This window comes from Roseibium sediminicola, assembly GCF_023156505.1.
Classification (GTDB): Bacteria; Pseudomonadota; Alphaproteobacteria; order Rhizobiales; family Stappiaceae; genus Roseibium; species Roseibium sediminicola.
The window spans coordinates 136,040-151,363 of record NZ_JALNMJ010000010.1 but is presented as its reverse complement, the minus strand read 5'-3'; the positions used below and the strand labels follow the sequence as shown (position 1 = coordinate 151,363).

Annotated in this window: 20 protein-coding genes; 17 read left to right on the top strand and 3 right to left on the bottom strand. The window is 56.7% G+C overall.

The window, feature by feature from the left end; all coding sequences use genetic code 11:
• Positions 1–51 precede the first annotated feature (51 nt).
• The 5 genes from M0H32_RS15630 (at position 52) to M0H32_RS15610 (ending at position 4,526) form a co-directional block, all read left to right on the top strand.
• Positions 52–591: a hypothetical protein gene (locus tag M0H32_RS15630; protein ID WP_248155634.1), complete on the top strand. Its 540-nt coding sequence runs from the start codon at positions 52–54 to the stop codon at positions 589–591.
• Positions 506–2,086, top strand: a complete 1,581-nt coding sequence (locus M0H32_RS15625) for a hypothetical protein (RefSeq protein WP_248155632.1) — start codon at positions 506–508, stop codon at positions 2,084–2,086. Before M0H32_RS15630 ends, M0H32_RS15625 begins: the two co-directional genes overlap by 86 nt.
• Before the next feature lie 14 nt (positions 2,087–2,100).
• Positions 2,101–2,622 carry a hypothetical protein gene (locus M0H32_RS15620; protein ID WP_248155630.1) on the top strand — a complete coding sequence of 174 codons (522 nt, stop codon included), beginning with the start codon at positions 2,101–2,103 and terminating at the stop codon, positions 2,620–2,622.
• Between the two features lie 154 nt (positions 2,623–2,776).
• On the top strand, positions 2,777–3,196 hold the full coding sequence (locus M0H32_RS15615; protein WP_248155628.1) for a hypothetical protein: 420 nt from the start codon (positions 2,777–2,779) through the stop codon (positions 3,194–3,196).
• On the top strand, positions 3,186–4,526 hold the full coding sequence (locus tag M0H32_RS15610; RefSeq protein ID WP_248155627.1) for a hypothetical protein: 1,341 nt from the start codon (positions 3,186–3,188) through the stop codon (positions 4,524–4,526). Before M0H32_RS15615 ends, M0H32_RS15610 begins: the two co-directional genes overlap by 11 nt.
• A gap of 277 nt (positions 4,527–4,803) precedes the next feature.
• Here the strand turns inward: M0H32_RS15610 and M0H32_RS15605 are convergent, their stop codons facing one another.
• Positions 4,804–5,157 (bottom strand): hypothetical protein, encoded by a 354-nt coding sequence (locus tag M0H32_RS15605; RefSeq protein ID WP_248155625.1) that lies wholly within the window; start codon positions 5,155–5,157, stop codon positions 4,804–4,806.
• Positions 5,147–6,151 carry a transcriptional regulator FtrA gene (gene ftrA, locus M0H32_RS15600; protein WP_248155623.1) on the bottom strand — a complete coding sequence of 335 codons (1,005 nt, stop codon included), beginning with the start codon at positions 6,149–6,151 and terminating at the stop codon, positions 5,147–5,149. Before ftrA ends, M0H32_RS15605 begins: the two co-directional genes overlap by 11 nt.
• 79 nt (positions 6,152–6,230) lie before the next feature.
• On the opposite strand from ftrA, the gene M0H32_RS15595 reads away from it, so the two are divergent.
• The 11 genes from M0H32_RS15595 to M0H32_RS15545 all read left to right on the top strand — a co-directional run bounded on the left by M0H32_RS15595 (position 6,231) and on the right by M0H32_RS15545 (position 13,774).
• Positions 6,231–6,629, top strand: coding sequence for a rhodanese-like domain-containing protein (locus tag M0H32_RS15595; RefSeq protein WP_248155621.1), 399 nt, complete (start codon positions 6,231–6,233; stop codon positions 6,627–6,629).
• Positions 6,630–7,122: 493 nt separating this feature from the next.
• On the top strand, positions 7,123–7,503 hold the full coding sequence (locus M0H32_RS15590) for a hypothetical protein (RefSeq protein ID WP_248155619.1): 381 nt from the start codon (positions 7,123–7,125) through the stop codon (positions 7,501–7,503).
• 340 nt (positions 7,504–7,843) lie between these two features.
• Positions 7,844–8,317 (top strand): hypothetical protein, encoded by a 474-nt coding sequence (locus M0H32_RS15585; RefSeq protein ID WP_248155617.1) that lies wholly within the window; start codon positions 7,844–7,846, stop codon positions 8,315–8,317.
• Positions 8,318–8,799: 482 nt separating this feature from the next.
• Complete coding sequence (locus M0H32_RS15580) at positions 8,800–9,534, top strand: TylF/MycF/NovP-related O-methyltransferase (protein ID WP_248155615.1); 735 nt, start codon at positions 8,800–8,802, stop codon at positions 9,532–9,534.
• Between the two features lie 82 nt (positions 9,535–9,616).
• Complete coding sequence (locus tag M0H32_RS15575) at positions 9,617–9,832, top strand: DUF7940 domain-containing protein (protein WP_248155613.1); 216 nt, start codon at positions 9,617–9,619, stop codon at positions 9,830–9,832.
• A complete protein-coding gene (locus M0H32_RS15570; RefSeq protein ID WP_248155611.1) occupies positions 9,822–10,286 on the top strand; it encodes a lysozyme in 465 nt (154 codons plus the stop codon). The genes M0H32_RS15575 and M0H32_RS15570 overlap by 11 nt, the downstream gene beginning before the upstream one ends.
• Entirely contained in the window at positions 10,283–10,504 is a 222-nt protein-coding gene (locus tag M0H32_RS15565; RefSeq protein ID WP_248155609.1) for a hypothetical protein, read from the top strand. Before M0H32_RS15570 ends, M0H32_RS15565 begins: the two co-directional genes overlap by 4 nt.
• 19 nt (positions 10,505–10,523) lie before the next feature.
• Positions 10,524–10,868 carry a hypothetical protein gene (locus M0H32_RS15560; protein WP_248155607.1) on the top strand — a complete coding sequence of 115 codons (345 nt, stop codon included), beginning with the start codon at positions 10,524–10,526 and terminating at the stop codon, positions 10,866–10,868.
• Complete coding sequence (locus M0H32_RS15555; RefSeq protein WP_248155605.1) at positions 10,861–11,115, top strand: hypothetical protein; 255 nt, start codon at positions 10,861–10,863, stop codon at positions 11,113–11,115. The genes M0H32_RS15560 and M0H32_RS15555 overlap by 8 nt, the downstream gene beginning before the upstream one ends.
• A 173-nt stretch (positions 11,116–11,288) precedes the next feature.
• A complete protein-coding gene (locus M0H32_RS15550; RefSeq protein ID WP_248155603.1) occupies positions 11,289–11,888 on the top strand; it encodes an FMN-dependent NADH-azoreductase in 600 nt (199 codons plus the stop codon).
• Positions 11,889–12,700: 812 nt separating this feature from the next.
• Positions 12,701–13,774 (top strand): DUF2336 domain-containing protein, encoded by a 1,074-nt coding sequence (locus tag M0H32_RS15545; RefSeq protein WP_248155601.1) that lies wholly within the window; start codon positions 12,701–12,703, stop codon positions 13,772–13,774.
• Positions 13,775–13,792: 18 nt separating this feature from the next.
• Here the strand turns inward: M0H32_RS15545 and M0H32_RS15540 are convergent, their stop codons facing one another.
• The gene (locus M0H32_RS15540; protein WP_248155599.1) at positions 13,793–14,419 is read right to left on the bottom strand and encodes a LysE family translocator; all 627 of its coding nucleotides are present in this window, start codon (positions 14,417–14,419) and stop codon (positions 13,793–13,795) included.
• Positions 14,420–14,513: 94 nt separating this feature from the next.
• Here M0H32_RS15540 and M0H32_RS15535 point away from each other — a divergent pair, with 94 nt between their 5' ends.
• Entirely contained in the window at positions 14,514–15,290 is a 777-nt protein-coding gene (locus M0H32_RS15535; protein WP_248155597.1) for an extensin-like domain-containing protein, read from the top strand.
• Positions 15,291–15,324: the final 34 nt, after the last annotated feature.

Sequence of the window (15,324 nt, the reverse complement as noted above, 5' to 3'; positions counted from 1 at the left end):
CTGTCGCGGCGGCGCACTGTTTTTCATCCAACAAGATTTTAAAGGTGGAACATGTCCAAGCCAAAGGAAGGGCCGTGCCTGCGTCCATGGCCGACCCGACAGGCGCGCACAAAGGCCTGTGACGATTTCTGTGCGCACCTTGCAGCCGGTTATTCCATCGACAGTTTCCCGGAGGCCGATCGCAAGACCATCCGGTACTACGCGGAACAGTTTCCAGATGATTTTCCAGCACATCGGCTGGAAGAAGCCGCACGCCGCGGGCTCCTGGTTTGGGAACAGATCGGCAAACAAGGTGCTAGTGGCGAATTGCCGAAATTCAACGCCAGCGCCTGGAGCCTCACTATGAAGAACCGAGCGGGAAGGCGCGACCGATCCGAGCTGGAAACCTGGAATGTCCTCGGCGGTGTCGGAGAGGCTGCGGAGCTCGACGCATTGAAACCGCGTAGCTGCGAGCAAATCGCGTTGGCCGTAATGGAATTGTTCTCGCGTGGAGATTGGGCGGTAGATGACGACAACTCTCGAAACACTCCTGGAGACTATCGAGAAGATGGAGCCGCCCAGGCGCGTCGCCCTGCAGAAGAAGCTGGATGAAGCCGGTATCCTGGACCAGTTCGAGGTCTGGAGGCCTCAACCGGGACCGCAGGCGGACGGTTATTTCAGTCAAGCGGATCTGACGCTTTATGGCGGCGCGGCCGGAGGCGGCAAGACGGATCTGATCGCCGGTCTGGCATTGTTTGCCCATCACAAGGTGGCGATCTTCCGGCAATCGCTGAAGTCGCTGAAAGGCCTGATCGAGCGCATGAATGCACTGATGAGGCTGGCGGGCATGGGGAAAATCACCGGCAACCCGCCGCGTTGGGTCGGTCCGGACGAACGCATGATCGAGTTCGGACATCTGGGCCTGCCCGGAGCCGAGCAGGACTGGCAGGGGCGGGACCACGATCTCAAGGCCTTTGACGAGGGCGCGCAGATGGATCCGCGCAAGATCATCTTCGTACTTGGCTGGCTGCGCACAAGCCGCGAAGGGCAGCGCTGCCGTGGCCTGATTGCCACCAATCCACCGCTTGGCGGTCAGGGCGACTACTTGAGCGACTGGTTCGGTCCCTGGCTGGATCCGCTGCATCCGCTTTACGGAAAGGTTCAGCCGGGCGACTTGCTCTGGGCGGTGTTTGTCGACGATGGCGACGCCATCCGGACTGTCTGGGTGGATGGGCCGGAGCCGGTCGAGATCGATGGCGAAATCCGCGTGCCGAAGAGCCGGACCTTCATTCCTGCCCGGCGTCAGGACAACAAATATCTGGGCGCTGTCTATGATGCGCAACTCGACCAGATGCCCGAGCCGATGCGTACCGCGTTAAAGACCGGCGATTTTCTGGCCGCGCGGCGGGACCATGACTGGCAGGTGATCCCTTCCGACTGGGTTGAGCTGGCGTTTCAACGCTATGACGAGGGAGTCGACAAGGATCTGCCGATGGATGTGCTCGGGGTCGATGTCGCCCAGGGTGGCAAGGACTGGACGGTCTTGCAGCCGCTTCACGGGCGGCGTTTCGAGCAGAACGTCATCCGCAAGGGCGCCGATACCAAGGACGGTTCGGCTGTCGGCAGCCTGATCATCCGCGAACGGCGCGACAATGCCCTGATCGTGGTGGATTGCACCGGCGGCTGGGGCGGCGACACGGTCGGATTCCTTTCCCGGGAAAACAGCATCCCGGTCGAAAAATGCGTGTTCTCGGCTCAGTCTGGCGAACGCGCGCGGGATAGCCAAATTCCCTTCTACAACCTGCGTGCCCAACTCTACTGGCGCCTGCGCGAAGCGCTGCATCCAAAAAGCGGGGCGGGACTGGCGATCAGGCGATCGGCCACGATCAAGGCGCAGCTGACTGCCCATCGCTGGATGATGAAGGGTGGCAAGATCCTGATCGAAAGCAAGGAAGACATCAAGGAAAGGCTCGGCGCGTCACCGGACGAAGCCGACGCCCTTGTCGAGGCATGGGGATGGAAAGACAGAGCCGACTTACAAAAAGTCCTGAAAACAAACACGGAGCGCGGCATGGCGCCGATGGACGATCCGCTCGCCGGCTTTTGATCAGGCCGCTATGTGTGCGAGACGCAAGCTATGTTGCGGCCAATATGCGGGCGGAAGACTTCCGGGAAATTGCCTGCCTGTGGCAGCATTGGGACACGCGTGCTCTTGGGCTCTGCGCTTTGGAAACGGCGGTGCCGGACATGGTGTGGTCGGTCTGGTATGACGGACAGCCTGCGGCAGCCTTCGGCTTCAGCCGGGCCTCCGCCTTCGATCCGGAGCATTGGCAGGCCTGGGCCTTCGGGACCGAGCGTTTCAAGCGCTGTGTCCCCTTGATGACGCGGCATATTCTCAGTCTCAGGTCGAAAATCGAACGTGACTGCCGGCGGCTTCAGGTGATCTCGTTGCAGGAGCACGACATTGCCCATCGCTGGATTGAAGCGCTTGGGGCGGCGCCGGAAGGTTTGCTCCGATCCTATGGCAGGGGCGGCGAGGATTTCTGGATCTATGCCTGGGTGCGGAAGGGGCAAGGGCAACCGGACTGCAAATCCATAAGAGACGGGCTTGGTTCCCGGTATCCGATTGCTACCGTTGGTTGACAATGGAACAAATAAGGAACAAGCTGCGCGGCTGGTGGGAGGTCCCTTCTTTCAAAGACTGTGACGCAGAATGGTGTTCAAGGCAAAGATGTCGAAAGTCCCTGACCTGGAGCGCCAGTAGGATAGGGCTGCAACCGACACGGAGTACGATCAGTTGGCCGAGAGATTTTTTGTTTCCGTTGGAATTACGATCTTTTTTCCGCTTTTCTTTTGCGTCTACTACGTCCTGATGCACGACTACCCCTTCTTGTTGGCAGCCTATTATTTTGTGCTGGATACCTACCCGATCCTGTTTTGGTTTCTGCTTGTTTTTCTTGTCAGTAAAAGAGCGCTTTTTTCCAGTGTTATTGCGGCTGTGATCTACGCTCCAATTAATTATTATTTCTCGATCGTGGAGGCCAGAAGTTCAAATCTCACACTTCGCGATGGAGGGGTTGATCTCTATTTTCAAGGGGAAATAACGGAGGCTGGAAAATACGATAAGATTGAATACTATATTTTGGTCTTTCTGATTCTTTTTTTGACTTCTTTTCTTGTTTCCGGTTTTGTGAAAAGGTTTACTGATGCCAATTGAGATTTCCGACGACGGGGTCGTAACCGTCGTGCTTGCTAATGGTGAGATACTTGTTCTTCCGGAGGTGGTCACCGCACTTAAGCTCGATCTGCACGATGAAGCGACATTTCACCAATATGACAGCGACAGTGTCGTCGGGTTCCTGTCGCAGGAAGACTGGAACAACAGATATGGCGCTCATGTTGGCCGGCCCTTCAATATGGGGCCGATGACTTATGAGAATGTCTACAAGGCTCTACGGCACGTGCCAGCGCCGGAAAACCTCGTTTCGGCGACACATATCGGAGGCAAGGCGGTCAGCACCGGGGACGTCATAAAGGTGGCGGTGCTCGGAGACGTGACGCACGTGCTCTTTCCCGAACACGGTGTGCTCATCAATGTCACGTTGCCCAGTCACAAGCTCCATCCGGGCATCGTGGTTCGCCAGGTGGTTGAGACAAGCGGGATCTATTCGATTGTCACCGAAGGAGTTGGCAACGGACCTCTCGGACACTGGAATGAACGGCTCGCCAAGAGGACGTGGTCTTCGGATGACGTTCAGTTCAGTGCAACCGGCGGCGTAGATACACGGCTCATGCTGGTCCTGAAGGCCTTCGACGGCGGCATTGTTCCCGACGTGATCGAACGGGATCCGGAAACCGGAGCTTACCGGGACGGGCGTCCCAATGCGTCGTCAGCAGATCCTGACAAGGAGAAGCTGGAGGAACAGTCCGGACTGGATTTCCCGCCACCGGCGGCCGACCGACTAGGGCCGGGCATGGAAACCTTTGCAGCGACCGGCGACGGAATGACGGCTCCCATGGGCCTCCCGCTCGAAAGTGGTACCAGTCTCAGCGCCGGAATTCCTGATGGCAGCGTGCCAGCCGGTCCCTCGGCTGCCCAGGTCGTGCGACTGTCAGGAAACGGGGGAGCTCCTCTCCCGCGCACCAGTTCATTCGACAGGTACCGCCAACTGGGCCGCTCTTTGGAGGAGGAAGCCTCCGCGCTTGCCGATTACAGCACGCTTTACCGGGAAAGTTTTGTCGACATGAACGGAGATCCGGATGCCGCCGGATTGTTGGCGATCGACCGATTTGCACGAGATTGGGGTCTTTCAAGCCATACGCCCGATGCAGAGGGAACAGTTCTGAAGTTCCCCCTGGAAAATGTGTATCCAGCCCTTCGGGAAACCGGACATGATTATGTCCGGGAAGATGCCGAAGCGCAGCTTGAAAGGCAAGGCATCGGGGCCGTGCGATGGTACTTGTCGCCCAACGACAAGACCGGCAGCGACTGGCGCCGCGGCGGTGTTGACGAGCAGGGCCTTGGTCCGCGCATGACGCTGTCGTAGGAAACCGAAACCGGGGAGCACCATTGGGTCTCAGACAGCTTCCAGGCCGACGTCAGAAGTGCCATGAGCCGAGAACAAGCGTCCTGATCCTAATTGTCCCCAAACACTAGTGTGGTGAATTTGAAATTCGCCTCTTTGTTGCAGCGACCATCGAAGCGAATTTCAAATTCGAAAACCACACTAGAAACATATGCTTGCTAGTCACCCTTTTGAATCTGAAGCTCGTTCCGAGTGTGCCGGGAAGTAAGACGAACTTCAGATTCGGGTGACTAGTGCTTCAAACACCGGCGGCCACTTTGGCCCTGGCCCGCTTCTTGATGCCTTCCGTCTTGCGGTGGCTGGCGAGCGCCTCCTTGCCGCCTCTTGTGGCGGTGTAGAGTTCGAAGGTCTCGAAATCAGCCGAGCCCACTGGGGCGATGGCGGCATCCACGTAGTCGAACCGGTTCGGATCGGCCCAGAGTTTCCTGACGAACCTTTGAAAAAACCAGTGCTTGATCATGAGAACCAGAATGTTGCGCAGGGTTCCGGCGTAGAAGGCGGGGGAACTTTGCGTTACGGCATGAGTGCCAATGCGTTCGATAGGGCGGAAGAACAGTGGTTCTTCAGGTTGGTCGATGATCTCAAGCGGCACCCTTTTGAAACAGCGACCGGTAATCGGTCGGGCGGAGGCCAATTTTTTGCCGGAAATGGTGGCGGAGCGCATGAGCGCTGCCAAAACCGACCAGTGCGGCGACGGTTTCCATGTCATCCTGCCCGCTGCTCAGGATGTCCTTGGCAGCTTCGAGGCGCTCCAGGGTCAGCCAGTCGCCGGGTGCAAGCCCGGTTGCCTCCGTGAAACGGCGTTGGAATGTGCGTGGGCTCATGTGGCATAGCGCGGCCATTCGCTGGATGGTCCAGCTTTCCGCAAGGCCGCCGCGTACCTGTTCCAGCAGCGGAGCAATGGCGCTGCCCTGACGGCACGCAATCGGACGTTCGAGGAACTGGGCCTGACCGCCGCTGCGGTGCGCAGGCATCACCAAGCGCCTTGCGACGCTGTTGGCCTTGTCCGCACCGTAATCGCGGCGGATGAGTTCCATCATCAGGTCGATGCCCGCCGCGCTGCCGGCCGACGTGTGGATGCGGTCTTCCAAGCGATACAGCGAGGTTTCATCCACCGTGACAGCCGGAAAGCGCCGGCGCAGCTCATCGGCATAACGCCAATGGGTGGTGGCGGACCGGCCATCGAGGAGACCGGTTGCGGCCAGAACAAAGGCGCCGGAACAGATCGATACCAGTTGCGCACCGCGCTGATGAGCCCGGCGCAGCCGGTCGATCAGGGGCGCTGGCACCTCGGCGGCGGAACCGCGCCATCCTGGAACCACAACGATGTCGGCCTCGCCGATCAGGTCAGGGTTATGATCAGCGGTAATTGTGAGGCCGCCTGCCGCGTAGAGAGGGCCGTCTTCGATGGCGCAGCTGGCAAAGCGATACCAGTCAGAGCCGAATTCAGGCCGGGAAAGTCCGAAGATTTCGGCCGTAATGCCGAACTCGAACGTGCACAGGCCGTCATAGATCAGAGCGACGACAAGCGGTCCGGACAACGTAGCTTCTGCGCCGGGGGAGATGCGATTTGTTCTGTTTGGCATGATCTTTACGTATATAGACAATCGCGCCAATTGCCAAGATCAACGGGACCCGCCAGAACGGCATGGAAAGGAGTGTCCCATGACCAACAACGTAACCGCCATTGCCGCCGCGCCGAGCGACCTTGCCAAGGCCCATTTCGCAGCGGAATTCACTTTTGAGACCGATTGCTGGGACGTTTTCGACGCCCTGAAAGGGGAACCGGATTTTGTGCTTCTGGATGTCAGAAGCCCGGCGCTGTTCGAAAAGGGCCATGTTCCGGGCGCGGTCAACCTGCCACACGGCAAGATCATCCGATCGAAACTGGCCGACTGGCCGGAGGACACGCTTTTTGTCACCTATTGTGCGGGGCCGCATTGCAACGGTGCGGCACGTGGCGCATTGCGCCTTGCCGAACTCGGTCGGCCTGTAAAGATCATGGCAGGCGGGATCACCGGCTGGATTGATGAAGGCTTCGAGCTGGCTTTGGGAGCAAAGTGACAGGATCGACATGTGATCGTCGTGGTGCCGGGCATCTTTTCCTGTGCTCGGCCCGGTATCCCCGCGCAAGCAATGCAAATTGCTGAATGTATTTGTCAGGACCTCACTTCAGAGTTGACTTGGAACATTGAGTGAACAAATATCGGTTGGCTGCCAGTTCTAGAGCATGTCGCGTTTTTTCGGGTTCATTTGATGGCGCGAACCGGTTCACTCGACAAGGCGCGTCGCGCTGCGCGATGCGGTGCATTGGGCAAGCGGCGCAACGCTGCCGATGGGCCGTTTCGCACCACTCGGAAAAGTGCGAGCTTCCTAGCTTTGGAACTCTAGTGGGCCGGACAATTTTGACCACCTGCGTCGTTGGCTTGCCCCAGTAGTGGGGACATCACGGCGCGCAAACCGCCTCGCCGATGACAAAATTTGTCTCGGTCAACTGAATTCAAATAAGCGCGACACGCTCTAAGCGTTGAACAAAGTCACATGATTGAGGTGCGGAATGTTAGCTGGGGTATTGGTGCTGCTGGCCGCGATTTATCGAATTGTATTGAATTTCAACCTGTTTCGTCATGATCGACACGGACTTCTAAACCTCATTTGCCTGAGTGTTATTTTGGCGTCGACCCTGTTTTTCCTCTACGCAGGTTTTGACTCCATGTTCGTGCGAAGCGACCTCATTCGTTTTTTGTCTCTTGACGGGGCCTGGTTTGCCGGTGCCCTGGTCGCAGCTGACCTCATCTGCAGCGTTCTGCAAGTCATCCGGGCTTTTCGGTCAGAACGCGGCCCGCATTTCAGGATATTGCGTTGCGTCTCTTTGCTGCTTCTCTGCGCTGTTGTCATCATTGGAGCAGGCGCTGCTGTTGGTGCTGCACCGCTTTGAATTTTCGAGAGTTGAGTATCGCGTTTCAGATGCGGTGCGGCGTAGCAGTCAGGTCCGGGCGGCGTGATCTCACCCGCAAGGGCCGCAAGGCGACCCCGGACTGATCTACCGTGGTCTGTGGTCTTCGGGCTTGGCCTATAATTCGGACGAAACAGTCACCTATAACGGGTCGTCCTATATTTCGCTGAGAGTCAATACCGGCCAGAATCCGAGCACGTCACCCGAGGATTGGGGACTGCTGTCATCCAAAGGCGAGACCGGAGCCGTCGGAGCGACGGGGCCCCAAGGCCCGCAAGGACCGGCTGGCTCCACAAGCTACAATGCAGGAACGCTTGACGGGTTGGACAGCACGAAATTTGTCCGGGCAGATACGTCCGACACACTGTCGGGCAGCTATACCATCACATCCAACCTCACCGTTCACGGGAACTTGTATAGCGGCAAGGACGGGGGCGGCGAAAGTTGGCACTATTTCTACGACGACAATTCCAACCAATGGCGCAGTTTCGGCTGGGACGACAGCTCCAACTGTTTTGTCGCGGAAGAAAATGATGGCGGCCACCACCGGGTCGCACTGGTGTCCACGGATTCCAGTACCGGAACGACCAATTTTCCGATTGGGCATATGTTGCCAGCAGCGTTTGGTTCTAGACCCGACAGACGGGCAAATAGAACGCTCTATTTGTATGGTGGTGACAATGACCAATACGTTGCCAATACGCATTCTGGGCCGAAAGGTGCGGCTTTAACAGGGACTTATCGCTCAAACGGATTGCTTTCTTCTTCCTACGCGATTTATACGCGAGTGGCATAGCGATGCGGCAATATAGGATTTTCGCTAGGTAAATGCGGTTCCAGATACTCGCTCGAAGGCCACGCGAGCGTGCTATTTCGGATAATTCGAGTTGCGATGACTAGTACTGCTCGATGGTTCTAAATATTTGCACTCAATTTCGAAATAAGGACACACTTCATTCAAATAATGGTTGTGATCTACGCAATTTTTTGTGTAGTCCGGTGATTGAGGCCGTAGATTCTGGAAGAAAAAATATTTTTCAATTTGCCTCGTTTTGCTTTTATACCTTCAATCTATGTTCAGATTCTTATTTTAGAAAATTATGATGGATGAATTTGGTGGGGTTAAAAGCTGTTTTCTATATTGAGAGAAATGCGAGATGAAATTAGTCTTCGCCTATTCTACAGTAAAATATATTGATGGGCGTATGAGGAGAGTTGTATATATTTTCTCGCAGGCGATAAATCGTATCTAATCACGTCAGTTGTCATGAGGTTGCTATGGTGTTTGGGATCGGTCGGAAAATAAAAAAATCGCTGAAACCCCAGAAGTCTGAGCAATTTGAATATACTGGCGACAACATTGCTGTTCGGAAAAAGAATCTCTCCTTTATGGAAGAAGAAACGTTTTCATCTGCTTGGGAAAAAGCTGTTGAGGGAAATCGACCAGCATGGGGAGGTCGGAATAAAGACGTTCGGTGGCGCGCGCACACGGCAGTCTGGGCTGCAAAACATGGCCTCACTCTAGAGGGTGACTTCGTCGAATGCGGTGTGTTCTTGGGTGTTCTTTCTCTAACAATCTGCCACAGTCTGAAGTTTGATCAGATCCCTAGGAATTTCTACCTCTTTGATACCTTTGACGGCATACCCGACGACGGTGGGGACCTGATCAAAAAGCAGAACGAAGCATATTTCGATTGCTTTGAAATAGCAGAGAAAAACTTTTTGCCGTTCCCAAATGTTAAGTTGATAAAAGGCGCGCTCCCTGGAACCCTCCCACAGGCTCCAATAGAGAAGATTGCCTATCTCTCGGTGGACCTAAATCACGCTAGGTACGAGTACGAGGTTATCATGGAACTTTGGGATCGACTTGCTCGGTCGGCGATCATTCTGATCGACGACTATGCCTTTCAGAACCATGAAGAACAGTATGAAATGTGGAATGAGTTCGCAGCGTCCAAAGGATGTTCCATTCTCACCATGCCGACGGGGTCTGGTGTCCTGCTAAAACCTTAGGTTAGCACCGGACCAATTCGCCTTTTTATCTAAGAAAACAGACCGCCCTCTGGGCGGTTTTTTTGTGTCTGAAGGACAATCCATGACATTTATCGAAGATTGGAACTGCGTTCTCCGCCGGGCCTGGAGCGTGCGGCTGATTGTGTTGGCCGCAGCGTTGTCGGGAGCGGAATTCGTGCTGCCTTTGCTGGGGGACCAACTGCCGCCGGGCTTGCTGGCCTTGCTGTCGGCGATCGCATCTTCGGGCGCCTTTGCCGCCCGTTTTCTCGTTCAAAAGGATCTTGATCATGGGAGGTAAAACGCGCCTGGCGGGCGCGGTGGCCGCTGCTGCGATCGCGCTGGTGGGAAGCTGGGAAGGCTTGCGCCTGACCGCCTATCGGGATGTGGTCGGCGTGCCGACGATCTGTTACGGCGAAACCCGGGGGGTGCGGCTGGGCGACAACCACAACAAGGCCACCTGCGACCGGATGCTGCTGGCTTCGTTGAAACGGCATGAAGCAGGCATGCGGCGTTGTCTGAGGCAGCCGGACGCTCTGCCGGCCAAGACCTATGTCGCCTTTGTCAGCCTGACCTACAATATCGGGGTCGGCGCCTTTTGCCGCTCGACTACAGCCCGGCGTCTCAATCGCGGTGACATCCGTGGTGCGTGCGATGCTGGCGCCTGGTTCAACAAGGCGGGCGGACGAACGCTTCGCGGTCTCGTCAACCGTCGCAAGGCGGAACACAGTTTGTGTCTGGAAGGGCTCACATGATCGGGGTTGTCCTGCGCAGCCGCGCCGCCTGTTCACTGCTGGTTCTGGCCGCCGTCCTGGGCGGCTTTTTTGTCTGGCACGAAATTGACCGCTCAAGTGCCGTTCACCGCGCCGTCGCAGAATATGTCGCCCGGAGTGAGCTGGCGGCTATCCGAGTGGAATTCGAAGAGCTCAAACGGCGCAAGGCGGTGTCAGACGGCGCCAAGCGGCAGCTTTAATCCGAAATCGAGATGGCCAATGCGCTCGCAGAAGCCGCAGTTGAGGAACTGGAACAGTATGTTTCGACTGTTGAATCCAATTGTGTTGTTGACCCTGACCTTGTTAAGCGCCTGCGCGACCGCTGACGACCGGCTGGTGCTGGCAGGGACAAAAACTGGTCTGACGGCCGCTACCAAGCTTTTACCGACCTATCCCGAGGATTGCCGGAAGCGTGAACGGTCGGGCGTGCGCTCCGGTGAGCCTTTGGACGTGGCGCTCTTGCGCGCCGACCAGGCACTTGGCCGTGCCAATGCCAGAGTGGCGCGGTGCGGGCGCTGGTACGACACACTCAAAGCAGGCTATGCGAGGGATCAACGTGACTGAAGAAGACTTGTGTGCACTCGCACTCAAAAGCGGCAAAGAAGGCGGCCGCGAGGCCGCACGGGAAGTCCTGCGGGCCCTTGGCGTGGACATTGAACATCCTTTGGAAGCACAAAAGGACATGCACTTCCTCAGGGATCTGCGCAAGGGAACCTCAAGCATCAAGGGCAAGATCCTGAACACGGTCGTCGGAGCTCTGGCCCTTGCCGGGCTTTACAGGCTGCTGTCTGGGGTCAAATGGGGTGGCTGAGGCTGCCAGGGACTGCGCATCGATCAAATCACCGGTTCGCCAGACTTCCGCTCGGCAGCCAACATGGTGACACACTGTTCAATGATTTGCTCCTAGTTGAACGTAGTTCACGAAATTATCTCAATTTCAGGAACAACGAGCCGGTATCCGGTTGAACGAGATTGGAGCGAATGATGAGCAAGTCAGCCAAAACGATCCTTCAGATCAATGCCTCGGCCCGCAAGACGGGGTCGGTGACGCGGGAGTTGACAGACAGCCTTGTGACGCGGCTTCTGGAAAAGTCGTCCGAGGCAAAAGTGATCAGCCGGGACGTTTCACAGGGGCTTCCGTTTCTCGACGAGGATTGGGTCGGTGCCAATTTCACCGATCCGGCGGAGCGGACTGCTGAGCAGCGGATGAAGCTGGCCCTGTCCGATACCCTTGTGAGCGAGCTAAAAACCGCGGATACGATCGTCATCGGAACGCCGATCTATAACTTCTCAGTGCCCGCGGCTCTAAAAGCCTGGGTGGATCTCATTGCGCGGGCCCGGGAGACTTTTCGATACACCGAAACTGGCCCCGAAGGGTTGCTCAAGGACAAGAAGGCCTATGTGATTGTGGCGTCCGGCGGAACCAAAGTCGGATCAGAGATTGATTTTGCGGCGACCTATCTGAAACACGTGCTCGGATTTGTCGGCATTACCGATGTGACCATCGTTGCCGCGGATCAGCTCATGAAGGATCCGGCCAAAAAGGATGCCGCGCTGGCAGAAACCCTGCAGCTTGCCGCCTAGGAGGTCTTCGGAGCGGGGGTGTCTCTTGCTTTCGCCCCTGATTTGGCGAATGCGCGAAAGGATCTACAATCAAAGGTTGCTATCCTTCGCTGCCGATCAGCATCCATGAGGACTGGCTCAAAAACGGCGGCATCGTTTCACCAATGGGCAGCGGTGCCAGCATTTGTCTCAATCCAGCACGTCGCGAGCCCGCACCTTCTGGTGCGGCAGGCTCGAACTTGTAACGTTGTTGTTTTGAATTTTTTGCCCGCCACCTCAATGGCAGGACTTAAAACCCTTCGGTTTTGCCCGTCGGCTCAGATAACTCCGACAACAATCGCGGCCAAAAAAGCGAAAGCCGCAAGGAAGGCAATCATATTCAGGTTGCGTGCAAGAGTCATGTTGTTACTCCCGATCACCTCTGTCTGACCGTGCGATACTAAGTCAGGCATTCAGCGAAACGAAGCGAAAAAGATGCTGCAATGCAGCGTCCGGACGCAGTCTGGGTTGCATAATTTGAAAGTTTGTTAAGTAAGGTATTGATCGCAAACGCAACGTGGATTTGGCCTCATGCGACATTTTTTCTCCGGCTAACGATGCTGCGGCGAGTTCTGAAAGGGCCTTGTTGCCTGTGGACAGAAGACAAATCGGCGGCATCGAACGAGTGTTGATTTCCTCCAATCCAGTGGCTTTCAGTAGGTTAATGTTAAGGGCCTTGATGCTAGTTTTGCCGTTAACGCGATCAGCGCGTCGGAGTGTCGATGATCAACCTTGCAAAACTTGCTGACTTGGCGAGGGATCCCAGTGCTGCAGGCCGTAAGAGCCTTGTCGGCATGTTGACCGATCTGTTTGTGAGCTCCGGCGATGACCGCGACGAACAGATCAGCCTGCTTTTCGGCGATATTGTTCTCAAGGTTCTCGGTCAGTTGGAAGAGGAAACCCGGATCATCCTGTCGAAAAGGGTGTGCAGGGAAAAAGACGCGCCTCACGAGCTGATGGTCAAGCTGGCCCAGGATTCCATCGCGGTTGCGGAGCCCGTCCTGGAAAAATCGCCGACGCTGACATCGGAAGACCTTGTTGCGATCGCGTCTTCGGCCTCCATGGCGCACCTGGGAGCTATCGCCGGCCGTGAAACGGTTGACAAGGCCGTAACCACGGTCCTGGTGGACCGGGGGGATACAGCGGTTTTGAGCAAGGTTGCAGAAAACCAGGGTGCGGAATTTGCCGACGATTCCTTCTTGAAGCTGGTGGAAAAGGCACGGTCCAGCGAAAGCATTCAGGCTGCCTTGATCAACCGTCCGGATTTACCGGAAGAGGCTGCCAATGCGTTGCTGCCTTTTCTGACCGAAGAGCTGAAGGAACGGGTCAGTGCGCTTGGCGCTGACAACACACTTGTTCAATTGCTGGCGGAACGGGCTGCGACCGAGGTCGCTGCGCGCGCACACAAATTGGAAGAGGCACGGGAGCAATCCAACGCCCTGATCAAGGACGTGGTCAGCAAAAAAACGAAAATCGATGACGCGGTTAGACTTTTCGCACGGTCCGACCGCACCGCGGAGCTGGGTATGTTGCTGGCCAGGGTCAGTGATCTGCCGCCCGCCGCTGTGTCGCAATTGCTGTTCAGCGCCAGCGACAAGCCGCTCGTCATTCTGTGCAAGGCCAATGGTGTTACCGCTGATGCCTATAAGGACATCCTGACCATGCGGGCCCGACGGTTGCGCATTGGCGGGCTGGAATTGAATGCCGCTATCCAGCGCTATTCCGCACTGAGCGAGGAAGGCGCGAAACGCTCGCTCGAAACGCTGAAACAGTCGGGCGGTGCCTTCGGGCAGAAGTCCAGCGCAGACAAGGCGGCCGAGGAAGCGGCATCCGCAAAGAAAAATATTCCCTTCGCGTCCAGCCGTTAATCCGGTTTCGTTCTGTTCTTAGCCTGCACTTTTCTGCAGCGTTGCCGTCATGGCCGCAGCGGATATCAAAAACGTCCCGCCAATCCTGTTGACTAGGCGCATCAGCGACGGGCTGCGCATTTTCTGGCCAAGCGCGGCGGCCGCGAGCGCATAAACGGCGGCATTCAAAATCCCGAGCGCAACAAAGGTGGAACCGAGCAGGGTCAGCTGGGGGACGACAGGTGCCTGCGGCGCGATGAAATGCGGCAGAAAGGCCATGAAGAAAATGATGCCCTTGGGGTTCAACGCCGTCACAACATAGGCATGCCAGAAAATTTTCTTTGCTGGCACGTCCGCCACCTGATGCGGACTAAGGGCCGTAGGCCGGCTGCGCCACATCTTGATGCCGAGCCATATCAAATAGGCCGCGCCAATCCACTTGAGGACGCTGAATGCCACCGCCGAGGCCGCCAGGATGGCGCCCAGCCCCATGAGCGAGGCCGTTGCGGCCGTGGCGTCACCCAATCCGACCCCCATGACACTTGCGAACGCGGATCCGCGTCCCTGCGTCAACGCATAGCTGACCACCAGCATGATCGTCGGACCCGGAATGGCCAGCACAACAAGCGTGGCTGCCACATAGGCGACATAGAGCTCAAACGTCACGAGAAGGTTCCTTTTGAAACGGTTGAAAGAGGATAGACCCGGCCCGGCGAATGTTCAATCATGCGCACCTGCGGCAAATGGCGGATAGGAGCAGATGCGGCATTCCGAATGGAGACGGTTCATCCTGCTGGTTAGCATGTGGGTTTGGGTGCTACCGACTCAGGCGGCGGACACGGCGCCGGCACTCAAACCTCTCAGTGATGGACACCGTGGGCCATTCATCGAAGGTGTCGATACGCCGCGGGCCAAACCTGGGGCGGCAGCAAGCCCAGCGACAATATCAAGAGACGTTGGCCCTTTGGAAGCCAAGTGCGAGCTTTCCGGTGCTCAATTTGTGCAACACGCGCCGGTCTCCGGTGGGCTGGAGGGAAGCCCGATGGATGACGAGGACTGCGGGATTGGCAATCCGGTCGGTCTCCAGGGCATTGGAGACAATGAAACGGAAATGGTTTTCCCCGGAACCGTTCTTGTGTCTTGCGGTTTCGCGCAGGTCGTTTCCGATTGGCTGCTTGAGGATGTCGCACAGGCTGCACTACACCAAATGGCAAGCCCGCTTGTCAGGGTCGGCAGCGGACCCGGCTACCAATGCCGCAGGCGCAACAACCTGCCGGATGGAAAACTCTCCGAGCATGCCTTGGGCAAGGCGCTTGATCTCACACATTTCGAGTTTTCCGACGGTGCCACAGTTTCAATTGAAGAGGATTGGGGCAAGGACACCGCAAAGGGGCGGTTCTTAAAGGAAATCCATGCGGCTGCCTGCAAGCGGTTCAACACGGTTCTGGGTCCGGACGCCGATCCCAACCACAGATCCCACTTTCATCTGGACACTGGCTGCCATGGGCGGGACTGCACCTATCTTATCTGTCAATAGACTATTCCCACCTTGCAATTCCCGCTGAAGATTG